The sequence below is a fragment of the Streptomyces sp. NPDC003027 genome, from assembly GCF_053591435.1.
Map to the genome: position 1 here is coordinate 63,961 of NZ_JBSFTU010000016.1, position 16,565 is coordinate 80,525.

A 16,565-nucleotide genomic window follows, 5' to 3' on the forward strand; every position below is an offset into this window, starting at 1 on the left:
CATCTCGTCGAGCGGCCTCACACCGACAGTTTCACCTCGTGGATCTCGTCGGCCTCGTGTCCCGTACGGGAGTGGATCCGCTGGACGGCTTCGGCCGACGGGCCCGTCGACAGGCAGTAGACCGTGCCGGACTCCGGGTCGGCCCAGGCCTTCTGGAAGTGCACGCCCTCGTCCTTCTCGATGGCCAGGTCGGCGGCGTGCGCCTCGTTCAGCTGTTCCGCGGTGATTCCCACCATGCCGCGGTGAACATCCATGTACGTTCCCATGGTTCTCACACCTCCACCTCCATGGTGCGCTCCCCGCCCGGTCACGGCCAGAGCAGCTCGCGGGCCCAGCTCTCGCCCTGCCTGCGGTAGCGCAGCCGCACGTGCCGCCGCTCCCCGTCGCCCTGGAAGAACTCGACCGCGGACGGCTCCAGGACGTACAGCGTCCAGGTCTTCGACTCCGCCTCCGGCTCGGCGTGGGCCCGTTCCCAGGCCGCCGCGCTCGCCTCGGCCAGCCTCTCCAGGGACGGCAGGACCTCGCTCTGCCTGCCGACCAGCGCCGAGGCCAGGGCGCCGGTGGTGCGGGCGTGGAGGTCCGCGTACGCCTCTTCCGGCGTCCCGGTCGTCACCCGGCCGCGCACCCGTACCTGGCGGCCCCGCTTCGGCCAGTAGAAGCCGAGCGCGGCGTCGGGGCGGGCGGCGAGCTGGCGGCCCTTGGCGCTGGTGGAGTGCGAGGCGAAGTGCCAGCCGCGCTCGTCGGCGCCGTGCAGCATGACCGTCCGTACGTCCGGCCGGCCCTCCTCGTCGACCGTGGCCAGGGACATCGTCTGCGGCTCGACGGCCCCGGCCTCGGCCGCCTCGACGAACCAGTCGTGGAAGAGGGCGACCGGCGCGGCCGGGGCGGTGGCGGGGTCGAAGGAGGGCAGCTCGGTGTCCCAGACCCGGGAAGACCGCAGGGCCTCATGGAAACGCGCATCGTTCATGGCGTCCATCATGAGGCCCTGCGGGTGGGCGGAGCGGGTGTCAGCCGGTGTAGTAGCCGGAGATGTCGGCGATCAGGTCGACCGTGCCCGCCCGGTTGTAGAAGGTGACCCTGCCGTTCCTGACGGGGACGACCACGAGGTTGGGGACGGTCTGGCCGGCGACGAAGTTGAGGTTCGACGCGGCGGTGCGCTGGGTGCCGTAGGGGTAGACGGAGACGAAGCTCGCCGCCGTCGGGTTGGTCGCGGTCACGTTGAGGACCACGGCCGTGTACTTCGTACCGACGGTCAGGGTGACCGTCTGGCCCGCGCCGATCTTCGCCTTCGGCACGCCGGTGCCGTCACGCGTGTCCAGCAGCCGCTTGGGCTGCATGCCGGTGAAGAGCGAACCGGAGCCCGTCTTGAAGTACCCGGCCACGTCGGCGATCAGGTCGACGGTGCCCGCCCGGTTGTAGAAGGTGACCCTGCCGTCCTTGACGGGGACGACCACCAGGTTGGGGACGGTCTGGCCGGCGACGAAGTTGAGGTTCGACGCGGCCGTGCGCTCCGTGCCGTACGGGTACACCGAGACGAAGCTCCCGGCGGTCGGGTTGGTCGCCGTCACGTTGAGGACCACGGCCGTGGCGCCGGGCTCGGTGACCGGGAGCGTCACCGTCCGGCCCGCACCGACCTTCGCCTTCGGCACGCCGATGCCCGTACGGGTGTCCATCAGACGGTTCGGGGTGACCGGCTGGTACGTGGAGCCCCCGCTGCGGTCGGAGTAGAAGCCGGCGATGTCGGCGATCAGGTCCACGTCGCCGTTCTTGTTGAAGAAGTCGACATGGCCGTTGACGACCGGGACCGTCACCAGGTTCGGAACGGTCTGCCCCGCCTTGAAGTTGAGGTTCGAGGCGCTGGTGCGCTCCGTGCCGTCGGGGTAGACCGAGACGAAGCTGCCCGCCGTCGCGTTGGTCGCCGTCACGTTCAGGACGACGGCCGTGACGGTCGTCGAGGGGACGCCGGCGACGCCCGTCACCTTCAGCCGCGCCCATCCGCCGGGGCCGAGTTTGCCCTGAGGCACCCCGAGGCCGCTGCGGGTGTCCATCAGCCGGGTCGGCGTGAGGGGCTGGTACGTGCTCCGGAGCGTCGTGAGGGAGCTGCCCTCCAGCCGTACGGTGCCGGTCAGCGTCCGCTCGTCGGCGGGCACGACGCCGCCGACGGGGAGGACCCGCAGCGACCAGGTGTAGTCGCCGTCGGCCAGGCCGCGGCCCCGCGTGTCCTCGCCGTTCCAGGTCGCGGCGACGGCCGCGCCCTTGCCGGAGCCACCGCCCGTGCTGCGCACGGTCTGGCCGTGGCGGTCCGTGACGACGAGGCTCCAGCTGCCGACCGGCCGCGAGAAGCGCCAGACGGGGGACCAGGTCACGGCCGGTTCGGCGCCGGCGTGGCCGTCGAAGGACAGGACCGGCGGGACGGAGGAGTCGAGGGAGGCCATCGGCTGCGGGGCGATGTCGACCCGCTTGACGTGGATGTCGCTCTCGGCGTCGACGTAGGCCACGCCGCCGCCGAACTTGTCGACGGTCCAGGTGGTGCGCCGGCCGGAGCCCGACGCGGACGCCGGAAGGTCGGCGAAGTCGGTGGTCTGACCGGTGCCGGCGTCCGTGAGCCTCAGCTTGTCGCCCTCGTGGCGGACGACGAAGCCGTCGCCGAGCAGGGCCTCACCGGTGGGGACGGGGACGCTCTTCTTCGACGTGTGGTCGTAGACGCCGGCCTTGTCGGCGCCGCAGGCCCAGTACAGCCAGCGGCCGACGGCCTGGAGCTCGGTGGGCTTGCAGCCGGAGCCGAGGTCGAGGGGGGTCGAGGTGGCCTTGGTCCTCAGGTCGTAGGAGTTGACCTGGCCGGCGGTGGCGGCGGGCTTCCAGACCTTGGTGTCCCACAGCGCGGCGGCGGAGTCCGTCAGCGTGAGCTCCACGTCCGGTGTGTGGAGGCTGTGGTCCTCCAGGTCGGCCACCCACGTGGTGTCACCGCTGCGCGCGAGGACGTACCGGCCGGCACCGTCGACGACGTCACCGGGGCCCGGCAGGTCCGCGATCCGCATCGCCCCGGGGACGATGGGGGAGAGGAGGGCGTTCCCCTGCGCGAAGACGGTGTCGCCGTCGCCGAGGGAGGCGAGGCCCGGCCGCAGTACGTTCTGCTTGGTCCGCAGCTTGGCGGCGGGGGCCCACACCACATTGGTGTCGACGTCGTAGAGGCCGGTCATGTCGTAGGACTCGGTGTCGGCGAGGTAGCTCAGCCGCCCGCCGCCCAGGGCGATCCCCTGGTACGTCGCCGGAACCTGCGGGATCTTGCGGACGACGGTGGTGTGCGGGACGCCGTCGGCGCCGGCGGTGATCCGGTGCAGGGCCCAGTCACGGGCCTTCGTGCCGCCCGCGACGAGGACGCTGCCGTCGGGGGCGACGGCGAAGCCGTCCTCCTGCGCGCGCCACAGCACGTCGGTGACCGTGCCGCCGCCGATCGGGATCGCGCGGACCGCGTTGCCCCGCTCGAAGCCGTTCTCGGGAGAGGTCAGGGTGCGCTGGAAGAGCAGCGTGTCGCCGACGACGCTGACCATCGTGCCGGGTCCCTCGGAGCCGGTCGGCGCGGGCAGCGGCGTCGCCACCGGGCTCGCGGCCGGGGTCGCGCGAGGGACGGAGTGCAGCTCCTTCCCGAAGGACGCGTGCGCCACGACGTGACGCTCCCCCAGGGTGATGGAGCTGCTGGGAGAGATGACGTCCGGGAGCTGCGTCAGGGTGGCCGACGCGTGGTCCAGCAGGTAGAGGCGGTTGGTCTCGCCCGTCCTGATCCGGAGCACCGCGCCCTTGGTGTCCTGCGCGATGACGACCAGGGGGCCGGTCGCGTCCGGCAGGTCCCGCACCGGCCGCTCCACCGGAGCGCCCTCGGCCGCCGCCTGCCACAGGCTCAACGAGACCAGCCGGCCCGTGCCGTCCTGGGCGTACGAGACCGTGGTGTCGGCGTTGTACACCTTGGCCCATACCTGGCCGGCCGGGATCGTGATCGCCTTCTGCGCGCCGGCCGCCAGGTCCGAGACGGTGACGGTGCGCGGCTGGTCGAAGGGCTCCGTGCCGATCGCGGCGGAGAGCCCGGAGTGGCCCCCGGCCTGCTCGGCGGTGAGCGGGCTGTCGGTGCCGGTCGCGTAGTCGGTCCAGACGGTGCCGACGCCCTCCTGCTTGTGGGCGTAGCCGGTCGCGCCGGCGTGCTTGAGGATCTCCTCGCGCGGGGTGTAGCGGCCCGGGTCCGGGACGACGATCTCGTTCGACGCGGGTTCGTCGGCGACGGCGGGTGTGGCGGCGCCGCCGACTCCGCACAGGCCGGCCGCGATGCCGAACGCGGTGGCGGCGGCCAGTGTTCTGCGCGTGCGCGCAGGGCGATGCAAGGACTGCAAGGGTGGGTCCCTCCCCATGAAAAGCTGGACCGGCGCGGGCGGGGCTCGTGAGGGCCGGCCTGTGCGGCCGTCCCCGCGGCCGTTCGTGCGGCCGCTCCTCCGGCCCCGAGCCGGGACCTGGATCGTAACAGCGGCGCCATGCGCCAGGGGAAGGGCTTTCGAACTCGTTCAAACCGCCGCGTGGAGGTCGTCGGGGACCCCGGGCGGCCTCACCGGGCCCAGCGCAGCAGGGTGGTGCCCATGGACATGCCGCCGCCGAAGGCGCTCAGCAGGATGCTGTCACCGCTCTTCAGCGCGCCGCGCCGGTGCACGAGGTCGAGGGTGAGGGGAACGGACGCGGCGCCGGTGTTGGCGGTGTCCTCGACGACGAGGTGGTGGTGGGCGTTGTCGAGGCCGAGGGTGGGGCCGATCTCCCGGAGCATCTGGCCGTTGGCCTGGTGCGGGATGAAGTGGTGGACGTCGTCGGGGGCGGTGCCGGTGTCCCGCAGGATCTCCTTGATGGCCAGGGGGAGTCGTTCGGTGACGAAGTCGCGTACGTCGCGGCCCTTCATGGCGAAGTAGTGGGCCGGGTCGTCCGGTCTGTGATGGCGGGCGGGCAGTCGGCTGCCGCCGGCGGGGACTTCGATGGTGCGGTGCAGGTCGCCGAAGGTGCGCAGCTGGGTGGCGAGGATCCCCGCGGGTTCCCGCACGGGACCGAGGATCACGGCACCGGCGCCGTCGCCGAAGAGGACGGCGGTGCGGCGGTCCGTGGGATTGATGATGCGGGAGTAGATGTCGGCGCCGATGACGAGGCCGTATCCGTCCTCGGGGACGATGCCGTACGCCGCATTGAGGGCGAAGAGGAAGCCGGTGCACACGGCGTTGACGTCGAACGCGGCGGCGTTGCCGGCGCCGATGAGGTGCTGCACGATCGCGGCGGTGGCGGGCTGGGGGTGGTCCGGGGTGGAGGTGGCCACCACGATGTAGGAGAGCTGCCCGGGGCGTATCCCGGCGTCCGCGAGTGCGGCGCGGGCCGCGTGGGCGGCCAGGTCGGAGGTGGCCTCGTCGTCGGCGGCGTAGTGGCGCAGGCGAATGCCGGTCTTGCGCAGGATCCATTCCTCGGTGACGCCGGTACGGGCCGCGACCTCACCGTTGCCGACGGTGCGCGAGGGCAGGTACGAGCCGGTGCCGAGGATGCCGTGGCGGTGAGATGCGGACGGGGGTTCTTCGAGCGGGCCGCCCTGGGTGTACCAGATGCCGGAGAGGCAGGGCGAGGTGGTGCAGGACATGGTCGTTTCCCCTCTTTTGGTGGTGCGCGTCAGCGGACCGCGGTCGGCGTTTTCGGGGTTGCCGTCGCGGCCGGGCGTCCGGCGGCAGCGGCGCGGGCGGCGTGGCGGCGGCCGGCGATGTTGGCGCCGAGCAGCGAGACGATCACCAGGCAGATGCCGGTCAGCTCGGCGCCGGTGGGGGTGTGTCCCTGGAAGGCGGAGACGACGAACGCGGTGACGGGCACGAGGTTGATGAAGAGCACCCCGTTGGTCGGGCCGAGGTTCCGGTTGGCGATGTTCCAGGTCAGGATGGCCACGGCGGTGGCGGGGATCGCGACGTAGAGGATCTGCCACCAGGCGGCCGCGTAGTCTCCCGGGCCGAAGCCGTCGGTCCAGCCGGCTGCCTGGCTGACGGCGGTGACGACCAGGATGCTGAGGGTGCCGGGCAGGCAGCTCAGGGCGGTGAAGCGCAGCGGCGACCAGGTGGGGAACTGGGCGGCGCTGGTGGTGTAGACGACCCAGCAGATCACGCCGATGAGGGTGAGCAGACCGCCGGTGCCCAGGCCGCCGGAGAACACGGTGAGCGGGTTGCCGTTGCCGAGCACGATGGTCAGGCCGATCAGCGCGAGGACGACGAAGGCGAGGGCGAGGGGCGCGGGGGCCTTCTTGGTCCTGATCCACAGGACGACCACGGTGACCAGCGGCATGGTGGCCACGACCAGGGACGAGCTCTGCGAGGGCATGGACTCGAGGCCCACGTAGGTGAGCAGGTTGAACCCGGCGAAGCCGATCGTGCCGAGCACCCAGAGTCTGGCCAGGTTGCCCTCGTAACGGAAGGCGGCGGAGCCCTCCTTGAACGCGAGGAGCGCCAGGAAGATGGCGGCTCCGAGGGTGAAGCGGGCGGCCGTGAGGTGGAAGGGGTCGAGGTGGTGGTAGGCGGACTGGGCCACGGCGAACATGCCGCCCCAGGCCAGCGCGGTGGCCAGGCCACCGGTGGCACCGGTCAGGGTCTTGGAAGAGGACATGACTGCTGTTGTTCCGTCTCGTGGTGGGAGGAGAAAGGGAGCTTTGGCGGGTGGCGCGGGTCAGGCCCAGCGCCAGGCGTCCAGCTCGATGGAGGACGGGTGGGCGCGGGACGAGCTGGTCAGGATGGCCCAGGTGGCGTCGGCCACGTCTTCGGCGGACAGCATGCGCTCGCGCTGTTCGGCGTCGTACGAGACATGGGCTGCCATGCCGTCACGGAAGTTGGTGTCCACCTTGTCCAGGACGAGGCTGGAGACCTTCACGCCCCAGGGCCGGGCTTCTTCGGCCAGGCACTTGGTCAGCCCCTCGACCCCGTACTTCGACACGGAGTAGGCGAGGGTGCCGGGGGCGGGGCGCCGTCCCCAGATCGAGGACATGTTGACGATGACGCCGTCGCCGGCCTTGCGCATGTGCGGCAGGACGCTGCGGGCCATGAGGAAGTAGCCGGTCAGATTGGTCCGCAGGGTCTGCTGCCACTCGTCGACCGTGCACTGCTCGATGCCGCCGAAGTGGACGATGCCGGCGACGTTGAGCAGGTAGTCGATGCCGCCGAAGCGGTCGACCGCCTCGGTGACCGCGTTCTCGACGGCGTCCGCGTCCGCCACGTCGAGGACGCTGGTGTGCAGGCGTTCGGCCGGCCACTGCTCGCGGCGCAGGGTCTCGCGCAGGCTGTCGGCGCTGTGGGAGTGCAGGACGAGGTTGACGCCCTCGGCGCCGAGGCGGCGGGCCAGGGCGAGGCCGATGCCCCGATCGGCTCCGGTGATCAGGGCGGTACGGCCGGTGAGTGCGGGCATGACGAACTCCTGGGGTGAGAGAGAAGGTGGGGGCTGGCGGGTCGGCGGGCGCCTCAGGTGGGGCGCCCGCTGCCGCAGCGTCAGTCGTGGGTGGTGAACTCGGCGAAGTGCGGCCCGCGCAGCTTGAGTTGGGCGTGGATGTCGCCGCCCAGGCCGAAGTGCCCGATCGCCCCGCCGTAGTTCTGCTGATAGCTCATCCACAGCACCACCACGTTGATCACCCGGTTCGCTCCGGCGGTGCCCGGCGCGGGGAAGGGGTTGGGCAGGGTGGCCTCGTAGTGGGCCATGCCGTGCCGGTCGCTGTAGAAGGCGTTGGGCACACCCAGCGGGCCGGGCCGGGTGGGCCCGGCGGGGTCCAGGTCGTGTTCCCGTAGCGACATCACCGTGTACACGCTGTCGGGGATCAGCCCGGTGAAGGAGAAGGCGAAGCGGGCGCTGCGTCGGTCGGGTGCCACCGAGACGTCGAGCTGGCCCCGGGCCCTGACCCACTGCTCCAGGGTGATCGCCTCCCGCAGGCGCGGACCGTCGGCTTCCCTCATGTCGGGGATGGGCGCCTGGTGCAGGGGGTGGCTGGGCCGCCGGACCTCATGGGCGTCCGGACGCTGCTCGGGTGCGAAGAGCATGGGGTAGTTGTTGCACGGCAGCGGCAGCGGCAGCGTGTACAGCTCCATCCGCCCGTCCCGCTCGTCGAGTTCCTCCGGCAGCTCACGCACGATCGTGTACGGCAGGTCCTCGCCGAGCGGCGGAACCGGACTGGCGGGGGAGACCACCGCGCTCCCCCAGCGGGGCCCGGACGGCGTATTGAGCCGACCGATGACGACGAAGTTCCCGTCCCTGTCCATGACTTCGCTCGGCGGATACGCCGGGCCCTGCGTGGTGACGCTCAGGTCGTACGAGCGACTCGTCGCCGTCGCCGTCGCTGTCGACGTGGCCGACACCGGCGCCGTCACTTCTCCACCCGCTCGTAGAACGTGGTGTACAGGCCACGGTCGCCGCCGGTGATGTACCGGTCGCCGGCCTGCTGAACGATCTCCTGGTAACGGGGCGAGGTGAAGGCGGTGTTGTACCGCTCCGGCGAGCAGTCGAAGCCTGAGATGAACATGACACCCGGCGCGCTGCTCAGCACGGAGTGGTACGCCAGGAAGACCTCCGCGTCGTCGTGGCCCCGCACCACGTCGTAGATGGTCTCCTCGCGCCAGGTCCGGTAGGCCTGGTACTGGGCCGGCTTGACCTCGACGTGGCGCATCTGGACGTACCGCGTCGCGGGCAGCGGCAGGTCCGTCGGCTTGGGAGCCTCGACGAACTCGAGCAGCTCGCGGCAGAAGTCCCCCTCCGCGAACGGCGCGAGCTCCTCGAACTGCCGCTGCCAGTCGCCCCGCAGGGACTCGACGTCGGCGACGGCGGACAGCGGCGTGAACTCCAGCAGGGAGGTGCCGTCAAGGGCCCGGAAGAGGGCGCGCTCGCATTCCGGGGTGTCCCGGTGCAGACGGAGCCAGGCAGCGGCGGCCTCGTCGGCCCGGTCCGGCTTGACGGACAGCTCGGACGTCACGATCAGGGAAGCGGACATGGGTGTTCCTCCAAGGAAGCGGTGGTGAGAAGAGGGAGTGAGAAGAAGAGACGCGGGGCTAGGCCGCCGCCCGCGCGTGGGGGAGTCGCCGCCAGCCGTTCTGTTTGGCGAGGCGGGTCATCTGCGGGTCCTCGCCGACCACGACCGGTACGCCGGCCATCCGCAGCAGCGGCAGGTCGCTCAGGTGGTCCCCGTAGGCGGCGGTGCGCTCGGCCGGGACCTGGCTGCGCTCCAGCCAGGCACGGGCGGCGCGTGCCTTGCCGTTCCCGATCATGGGTTCGGTGATCTCCCCAGTGAGGTGCCCCTGGCGGATGACCACCGGCGCGCCCAGGACATCGCTCGCGCCGAGTTCCGCGGCGATCGGATCGAGACAGGCGAAGAACGAACCCGAGACGAGCACCGTCTGCGTCCCCGTCCGTCGCAACCGGTGGTGCTCGGCGACGGAAGCGTGCAGCCAAAAAGCGCTGTCGGCGCTCTCGCGGGCGAACCACCGCGCACCCAGGCGGGCGAGGCGGCGCTCCGACTCTCCGGCGTACAGCTGGTAGTAGGCGCGGTTCACGTCCTCGCGTGCCGCCCCCATGGCCGCCATGCCCGACAGCTCTCCGGCCAGTCGTCGGTAGGTGTCCGGCCCCTCGCCCCGCTCCTCCAGATAGAAGGCGAGGAACCGGAACATGCTCTTGAGTGAGATCAGGGTCTCGTCGACGTCGAAGAACGCCACGGCCGGGTCGGCGGCGGCCGCGCGCTCAGACACCGGCGGGCTCCGGCACCAGCAGTTCCGCGGCCGCGTGCGCGACGGCGCGCGCCGCGCGGCGGTGCTCCTTCGGCTTGAGCAGCTGTTCGTCGAAGGCGGTGAAGGTGACGCGGGTGACCGACGCCCGCCTGCCGGCCTGCAGCAGACCGATTTCCGCCGAGAACCACAGCCGCTCCGGGTCGTCCACCTTCGCGTCCTGCACGCGGTAGTCGATCCGCGCGTCGAGAGGGAAGAGGAAGTTCTCGAAGTCGGTGTTCAGGGATTCGATGACGTAGTAGTAGTGGCACCCGGGATGGGCCGAGGCGAAGAACCGCTCGGTGACCGCGAGGAACATCTGCCGGGCCGCCTCCACCGCCACCATGCCCTGCACATGCTGACCGGTCTGGTGGTCGAGCAGCAGCTCGTTGTCGTTGTGCAGGCGCAGGGACGCACGGAACAGTTGCTCGTCCACCTGGTGCAGGCCGGCGATGAGCGCGTTCGGCTCGCTGCGCTTGTGGCACTCCGCCCGGGAGACCAGCTCCCCCTCGGGCCGCACCAGCCGCACACGGAACTCGAGCCCGTGCGCGCTCACCTGCTCGCACAGCAGGTGCCACTCGAAGTCACCCACCCCCTGACCGGCTCGCACCACGGTCAAGCCCTCCGCGTACCCCCCGGCACGCAGCTGGGCGAGGAACTGGGACACCGTGACGACGCTGTCGTGAGCGGCGAAGCCGGGGAAGCGGTCCCCGACGACCACGCGCGTTCGAGGCGCTCCGTTCATGCCAAACCCCCTGTGTGTAGTGACTGACCACCGCGGAGGGGCGCTCAGCGCGCCTGCATCCCCCATTCCTCCGGGAGTCGCCGTGTCACGGCCTTCGCCCCGCGGTGATCCACACGCTACGAAGATCGACACGACCAACGCAACCATCTAGTTGGTTCTTTGCCGGGTCTTGAAACCAACCAGGTGGTTTCTTGAAACTAACCAGATGGTTGGGGCGTCTCGTATGGTGAACCCATGCAGACAGCGAAGAGCCAGATCACCCGGCGCAAGCTGCTCGACGCGGCGCGGAAGGAGTTCGCCCGGCACGGCATTGCCGGAGCGCGCGTCGATCGGATCGCCGCCGCCTCCTCCGTCAACAAGCAGCGCCTGTACGCGAACTTCACCAACAAGGAGGGGCTGTTCTCGGCCGTCATCAGGGACGCCTACGAAGACCTGACCCGCCAGGTCCCCGTCCCCGACACCCTCGAAGCGGCCCGCCGCTACGTCGGCGACATCTTCGACTACCACGCCAAGGACCGCACGCTCGCCCACCTGATCGCCTGGGAGGGCCTGTACTACGGAGGCCAGGACTTCCCGGACCGGGAAGTCCGCGCCGCGTACTACCGGGACAAGTGCGGCACCTTGAACGAAGCCCTGGGCCGGATCGGCCTCACCGAGACCGCGCACCTGGTCCTCACGCTGATCGCCATCGCGACCTGGCCCTATGTCGCCGAACAGCAGCGCGCGCTGCTCGCCCCTGACGGGGAGGATCCCGGGAGGCTGCGGGAGACCTTGATGCGTCAGGGCAGGGCCGTCGTCGAGGCCACCGTCACCCAGGCGGCAGAGCCCCGGCAGCCGCGGCCACCGGCCGGGGAGGGCGCGTGATCCGCTGACAGCGCACCCGGCCGGCGCGGGCGGGGTCGCCCAGCACCGGCCCCTGCGTCGTGCCGTGGCGCGCCGGCGGGGTCAGCCCCGCCCAAGGACCACCGTCCCCGACGAGCAGAACCAGCCGCCCGTCCCCGACGCCACCGCCGGCTCCGGCAGGCTCCCGTCCGCACGCCGCACCTGCGCGCCCGGAGCGGTCCCGTGAAGTGGTGGGCATGAACCTGTCGGTACATCAAATAGGGCGTCGTGGCGGGGTCGCCTGCAGAGGGGAGGACGAGGCCACCTGTACGGCGAGCGGGCGACGGCGGACGAGCTGCTCTTCGCGCCGGTGTGCGGGCTGCGGGGCCGGGCGGCGCGGAGGCGGGGCTGTTCGGCCCGGGCGCCGGGGCCGCGCGGGGAAGGGTGAGTCCGGTCCGGACAGGGGAACGCCGGTGGCGGTCTCCCGGACGGGACCGCCACCGGCGCGACAGGACGGGTGAAGGGTGGGCGCGGGTTACCTCGTCGGCTTCTTGCCCGTGATGCCGAGGTGGACCAACAGCGCCAGGTTGGGCCTCAGTTCGTTCTGCTTCACACCCCAGGTCTGGAAGCCCTTCTGGTGGCCGGCCACCGCGGCCAGCATCGCCACGAGCGAGCCCGCCATCGCGGCCGGACTGACGTCCTTGTCGACCTTGCCCTTGGCCTGGAGCTCCTTCACCGTGTCCGTAAGGGAGTTGGTGACCGAGTTCAGGATCTTCATGCGGATCTTGTAGAACCGTTTGTCGCCCTCGGCGGCGCCCAGGTCCACCACCCGTAGGATCGCGTCGTGCTTGCGCCAGAAGTCCAGGAATCCTTCGACGAGTTCCTCGGAGGTCTGCCAGCCGGCCTTGCCGACCCAGGACCGGCCGGAGACCAGATCGGTCAACGCCGCGCCCTCCTTCGCCATTTCTTCGGCGATCTCGAGAACGGCGCCCTCGACGTCGGGGAAGTACTGGTAGAACGTCGCGGGTGAAGTGCCCGCCTTCCGGGCCACGTCGATGACCTTGACGTCCCGGTACGGCGAGGAGCTGAGCATCTCGCTGAGGCAGTCGAGCAGCTTCTGCCGCGTCGCCTGGCCTCGTCGTCCGGCCACGCGGCCGTCGACCGTGCGTACTTGTCCTGTCATGCCGTCAGCTTACCGACGGGTGATCAGCGCGCGATTTGGCCGACTGCAAATGGGGTGCACCCCTGCTCCGGGCTCTCCCCGGCCGCTCCGGAACCCCTCCCCGGCGTCTCCCGGGGAGGGGCGCACCCGAATAGGCTTATTAACAGCCTGTGGACAACTTCGGTGGACAAGCCAAGGAAATCAAGGGCCGCCGAGGTCATTCATGTGCGTATGTTCTATTTTGGGGCGTGCGGGGTGGACCCCGCCGCCCTAGCGTGGAGCCATGGCCGCATTCACAGAGGGCACCCCCTGCTGGGTGGACGCGCAGCTCCCCGACCTGGAAGCGGGGAAGCGGTTCTACGGCGAGCTCTTCGGCTGGACCTTCGACCCCGACCGGGACGAGGCCCTCAGCGACGGAAAGCGCGTCGCCGGTCTCGTACCGAAGCGGGACGGCCGGATGCCCACCACCTGGACCGTCTACCTCGCCACCGAGGACGCCGGCGTGCTGGCGGCCCGGATCAAGGCGGCCGGCGGCCAGATGGTGATGGAGCCGTACCCCGTCGGACCCTTCGGCGTCATGGCGCTCGCCGCCGACCCCGGCGGCGCCGTCTTCGGGCTGCGGCAGGCGGGTGACGACGACGGCTTCGAGAAGACGATGCTCCCCGGGTCCTTCTGCTGGATGGAGGTCTATACGAGGGAGCGGGACAAGGTCGACACCTTCTACGCCACCGTCTTCGGCTACCTGGGCCGCCAGGTGGAGGCGGCCGAGGAGGGCAGGGAGAGCGGCTTCGACTACCGCGTCTGGTCGCCGCCCGGCTCCCGCCCCGGCGACGACTCCGCCTTCGGCGGCCGGGCCGTGCTGACCGACGCCTTCCCGGCCGAGATGCCGGGCCACATCCTCGTCTACTTCGCCGTCCGCGACTGCGACGAGACCTGCGAGACGGCCGTTCGCCTCGGCGGTCGCGTCACCAACCCGCCCTTCGACACGCCGCACGGCCGGATCGCCGTCCTCCACGACAACCAGGGCGCCCGCTTCGCGGTCCTGGCCGAGCCGACGGACACGGCGGGGCCGGCCGGTCCGTCCGAGGAGCGCGCCGCCGCAGCCACCACGGAAACCACCGCCGGAGCCACCCACGAAGCCACTTCCGGCGCCACCCCGGAGGCCACCTCCCGCTCCGGCGGCGAGCCCGCCGCCGGGAGAACCGGCCAGGCCGGGGATATGACCTGAGACACCCCGATCCGCCCCCGGGTTCGCAACCACCGCCTCGGACAGGAAGAATCAGGGCCACGGGGCCGTATTCTCATGGCCCGTACGGGGAGGTGGCAGGCAAGTGGAGCAGCTGACGCAGCACGACCCGAGACGGATCGGGCCCTTCGAGGTGCTGGGCCGGCTCGGTGCAGGCGGTATGGGTCTGGTCTATCTCGCGCGCTCGGCGTCCGGGCGGCGCGTGGCGATCAAGACCGTGCGGACCGAGCTCGCCGAGGACCAGCTGTTCCGTGTCCGTTTCACCCGTGAGGTCGAGGCCGCGCGGGCCGTCTCCGGGTTCTACACCGCGGCCGTCGTCGACGCCGACCCCCGGGCGGCCGTGCCCTGGCTGGCCACCGCGTACGTTCCCGCGCCCTCCCTCGAAGAGATAGTGAACGAGTGCGGGCCGCTCCCGGCGCAGGCCGTGCGCTGGCTGGCCGCCGGTGTCGCCGAGGCCCTCCAGTCCATCCACGGCGCGGGCCTGGTCCACCGCGACCTCAAGCCCTCCAACGTCCTCGTCGTCGAGGACGGACCGCGCGTGATCGACTTCGGTATCGCGTCCGGCGTCTCCAACACCCGGCTGACCATGACCAACGTCGCCGTCGGCACGCCCGCGTACATGTCGCCCGAGCAGGCCCGTGACTCGCGCAGTGTCACCGGCGCGAGCGATGTCTTCTCGCTCGGCTCGATGCTGGTCTTCGCCGCCACCGGCCATGCCCCCTACCACGGCGCCAACCCCGTCGAGACGGTGTTCATGCTGCTCAGGGAGGGTCCCGACCTGGCGGGGCTGCCGGACGAGCTGCGGCCGCTCATCGAGTCCTGTATGCAGACGGACGTCGCGCGCCGCCCCAGCCCGGCCGATCTGCAGGCGCAGCTCGCACCCCATCTTTTCGGCTCGGGCAGCGACGACAGCGGTACGGCCTCGGCCTGGCTGCCGGAGCGCGCCACGGCCATGATCGAGCACCGGCGGGGCGGCCGCCCCAGCGTCGCGGCGCCGGTCGCCGCGCCTCCGGCCCCGCCCGCACCGCCGCGTCCGCCCCGGCAGGCGCCGGAGTGGAGCGGCGACCCGCGTGGTGGCCAGGCCGGCGGCGGGCGCCACGCGGCTCCGGCCGAGTCCGCCGGGCCCGTACGGCTGGCCGGCGGCACCGTCCCGATCGGCCCCGGCCCCCGGGTGGCAGACACCCGGGCAGCCGTCGGCGCCGACGCGGGCCCGGCCACCGGCTGGATCCGTCCGCCCGGCGGCGGTGCGAACGGCGCCGAGCCCGGTCCGCGGCCCGGCTCCCGTCCGCTGCCCTCGTCGCCCCCGGCCGCGGCCCCCGAGGCCCCGCCCGCACCGGCTCCGGCGCCCGAACCCGGCCACTGGCGGCCGTGGCGCTTCCGGATGTCCAACGACGTCTGGGGCACCCCGGTCGTCGCCGGCGACCTGCTCTACGTCACCTCCTTCGAGGTGCACGCGCTCGATGTGGCCAGCGGCCGCCGCCAGTTCAAGACCCGGGACGTCGCCTGGTCCATGGCGGTGTCGCAGGGCCGTATCCACGCCTCGGACGGGCCGTCGCTGTACGCGCTGGACGCGTCCGACGGCGGCGAGCGCTGGCGGGTGCGGACGGACGCCTGGGTGTACTCCCTGAAGGTCGACCGGGGCACGGTCGTCACCGGCACCCGGGGCGGCGGGGTCCAGGGCTGGGAAGCGTCCAACGGCGCCAAGCTGTGGGAGATCACCGGCGCGCAGACCGACTTCGAGACCCCGGAGGCGGGGCCCGCCGTGCACGGCGACACCGTGTACGTGTGGCGGGACGCCCGGCTCCAGGCCCTCGACGCGCGGACGGGCGTGGAGCGCTGGTCGTACCCCGTGGGCGACGCCGCCTCCTGCGGCAGCGTGCCGGTCCGGGTGGCGCGGGCGGAGGACGGCTGCGTGTACGTCTCGGCCGGTACGCGCGTGCTGTCGATCGACGTCACCAGCGGGCACGTCCGCTGGCACTTCGAGGCGCCCGCCGTCTTCCTCTCGCCGCCCGCCTTCGCCCCGGGGCCCGCCGTCACCGGCGGCGGTGTCTACCTCGCCGACCATCTCGGCACGGTGTACGCGCTCGACGCGACGACCGGCCAGGACCGCTGGCGGATCGCCACCGAGTCGCGCCAGTCGGTCGAGCCGGTCCTGATCGCCGACGGCAACGTGCACGTGGGCAGCGGCAGCGCGCTGTACACGCTCGACGCGGTGACGGGGACGCCGAAGTGGCGGTTCGCGGCGGGTGGCGAGCTGATCGGCGCGCCGGTCGTCGCCGACGGCCGGGTGCACTTCGGCTCGGCCGACCACGTCCTGTACACGCTGGACGCGACCGGCGGCCAGCTGCGCTGGAAGCTCGCCACCGGCGGCGAGATCACCGGTTCCCCGGTGGCGCGGGGCGGGGTCGTGTACGCGTGCAGCAAGGACCGCTGCGTGTACGCGCTCGACGCGGTCAAGGGCACGGCGACGGGGCGGGGAGCGGCGGCACCGCGAGTGTGACGGACGGGCACCCAAGTCGCCCGGGTGGGCTCACGGGCGCTGCGGCGGCGGTGGTTCGTCGTACCGGTCCGGGTGTTCGGGGTGGTCCCGGTGGTACGGCTGGTGGCCGCCCCGGCCGTGGTCCCACTGGTTCTCGCCCTGGCCCCGCCCGTCCCAGTGCGGCTCGTCCATCGTCCGGGTCGGTGCGGCCGTGTCACGGGGGTACACGGGCGCGTCACCCGGTCCGGCCTCGTCCGGCGGTCCGTGACCGTCGACCCGGACCGCGTGCTCCCGGCGGCGGCCCGACATCACCGCCGCGGCGAGCAGGAGCA

General features: G+C 71.9%; 14 protein-coding genes and 1 pseudogene. 3 read left to right on the top strand and 12 right to left on the bottom strand.

The features are described 5' to 3' along the window. Nucleotides 1–17 precede the first annotated feature (17 nt). From ACWDX6_RS14300 to ACWDX6_RS14345, 10 genes are all read right to left on the bottom strand, one after another. On the bottom strand, nt 18–266 hold the full coding sequence (locus ACWDX6_RS14300; RefSeq protein WP_451485233.1) for an SCO4226 family nickel-binding protein: 249 nt from the start codon (nt 264–266) through the stop codon (nt 18–20). 41 nt (nt 267–307) lie between these two features. Beyond that, a complete protein-coding gene (locus ACWDX6_RS14305; RefSeq protein WP_451485234.1) occupies nt 308–979 on the bottom strand; it encodes a pyridoxal 5'-phosphate synthase in 672 nt (223 codons plus the stop codon). Nucleotides 980–1,007: 28 nt separating this feature from the next. After that, complete coding sequence (locus ACWDX6_RS14310; RefSeq protein ID WP_451485235.1) at nt 1,008–4,373, bottom strand: FlgD immunoglobulin-like domain containing protein; 3,366 nt, start codon at nt 4,371–4,373, stop codon at nt 1,008–1,010. A gap of 218 nt (nt 4,374–4,591) precedes the next feature. Continuing rightward, a complete protein-coding gene (locus ACWDX6_RS14315; RefSeq protein WP_451485236.1) occupies nt 4,592–5,650 on the bottom strand; it encodes a 3-oxoacyl-ACP synthase III family protein in 1,059 nt (352 codons plus the stop codon). Between the two features lie 29 nt (nt 5,651–5,679). Beyond that, nucleotides 5,680–6,654 (bottom strand): DMT family transporter, encoded by a 975-nt coding sequence (locus ACWDX6_RS14320; protein WP_451485237.1) that lies wholly within the window; start codon nt 6,652–6,654, stop codon nt 5,680–5,682. 60 nt (nt 6,655–6,714) lie between these two features. Continuing rightward, nucleotides 6,715–7,446, bottom strand: coding sequence for an SDR family NAD(P)-dependent oxidoreductase (locus tag ACWDX6_RS14325; protein WP_451485238.1), 732 nt, complete (start codon nt 7,444–7,446; stop codon nt 6,715–6,717). Nucleotides 7,447–7,526: 80 nt separating this feature from the next. Further along, entirely contained in the window at nt 7,527–8,384 is an 858-nt protein-coding gene (locus ACWDX6_RS14330; protein ID WP_451485239.1) for a hypothetical protein, read from the bottom strand. Nucleotides 8,385–8,392: 8 nt separating this feature from the next. Beyond that, nucleotides 8,393–9,013, bottom strand: coding sequence for a hypothetical protein (locus ACWDX6_RS14335; RefSeq protein ID WP_451485240.1), 621 nt, complete (start codon nt 9,011–9,013; stop codon nt 8,393–8,395). A gap of 58 nt (nt 9,014–9,071) precedes the next feature. Further along, nucleotides 9,072–9,764 carry an HAD family hydrolase gene (locus ACWDX6_RS14340; protein ID WP_451485241.1) on the bottom strand — a complete coding sequence of 231 codons (693 nt, stop codon included), beginning with the start codon at nt 9,762–9,764 and terminating at the stop codon, nt 9,072–9,074. Then, a complete protein-coding gene (locus tag ACWDX6_RS14345; protein WP_451485242.1) occupies nt 9,757–10,524 on the bottom strand; it encodes an AfsA-related hotdog domain-containing protein in 768 nt (255 codons plus the stop codon). Before ACWDX6_RS14345 ends, ACWDX6_RS14340 begins: the two co-directional genes overlap by 8 nt. Nucleotides 10,525–10,758: 234 nt before the next feature. Between ACWDX6_RS14345 and ACWDX6_RS14350 the strand changes: the two genes are divergently transcribed. Further along, nucleotides 10,759–11,388 carry a TetR/AcrR family transcriptional regulator gene (locus tag ACWDX6_RS14350; protein WP_451485243.1) on the top strand — a complete coding sequence of 210 codons (630 nt, stop codon included), beginning with the start codon at nt 10,759–10,761 and terminating at the stop codon, nt 11,386–11,388. An 81-nt stretch (nt 11,389–11,469) separates the two neighbouring features. On the opposite strand, the pseudogene ACWDX6_RS14355 reads toward ACWDX6_RS14350, so the two are convergent. After that, nucleotides 11,470–11,595 (bottom strand): annotated as a pseudogene (locus ACWDX6_RS14355) (acetyl-CoA acetyltransferase); the annotation flags it as partial. A gap of 286 nt (nt 11,596–11,881) precedes the next feature. Further along, a complete protein-coding gene (locus ACWDX6_RS14360) occupies nt 11,882–12,529 on the bottom strand; it encodes a TetR family transcriptional regulator (protein WP_451485244.1) in 648 nt (215 codons plus the stop codon). A gap of 262 nt (nt 12,530–12,791) precedes the next feature. Here ACWDX6_RS14360 and ACWDX6_RS14365 point away from each other — a divergent pair, with 262 nt between their 5' ends. Together ACWDX6_RS14365 and ACWDX6_RS14370 are read left to right on the top strand one after the other, a co-directional pair. Next, complete coding sequence (locus tag ACWDX6_RS14365) at nt 12,792–13,736, top strand: VOC family protein (protein WP_451485245.1); 945 nt, start codon at nt 12,792–12,794, stop codon at nt 13,734–13,736. A 103-nt stretch (nt 13,737–13,839) separates the two neighbouring features. Next, nucleotides 13,840–16,254, top strand: coding sequence for an outer membrane protein assembly factor BamB family protein (locus ACWDX6_RS14370; protein WP_451485246.1), 2,415 nt, complete (start codon nt 13,840–13,842; stop codon nt 16,252–16,254). Nucleotides 16,255–16,565: the final 311 nt, after the last annotated feature.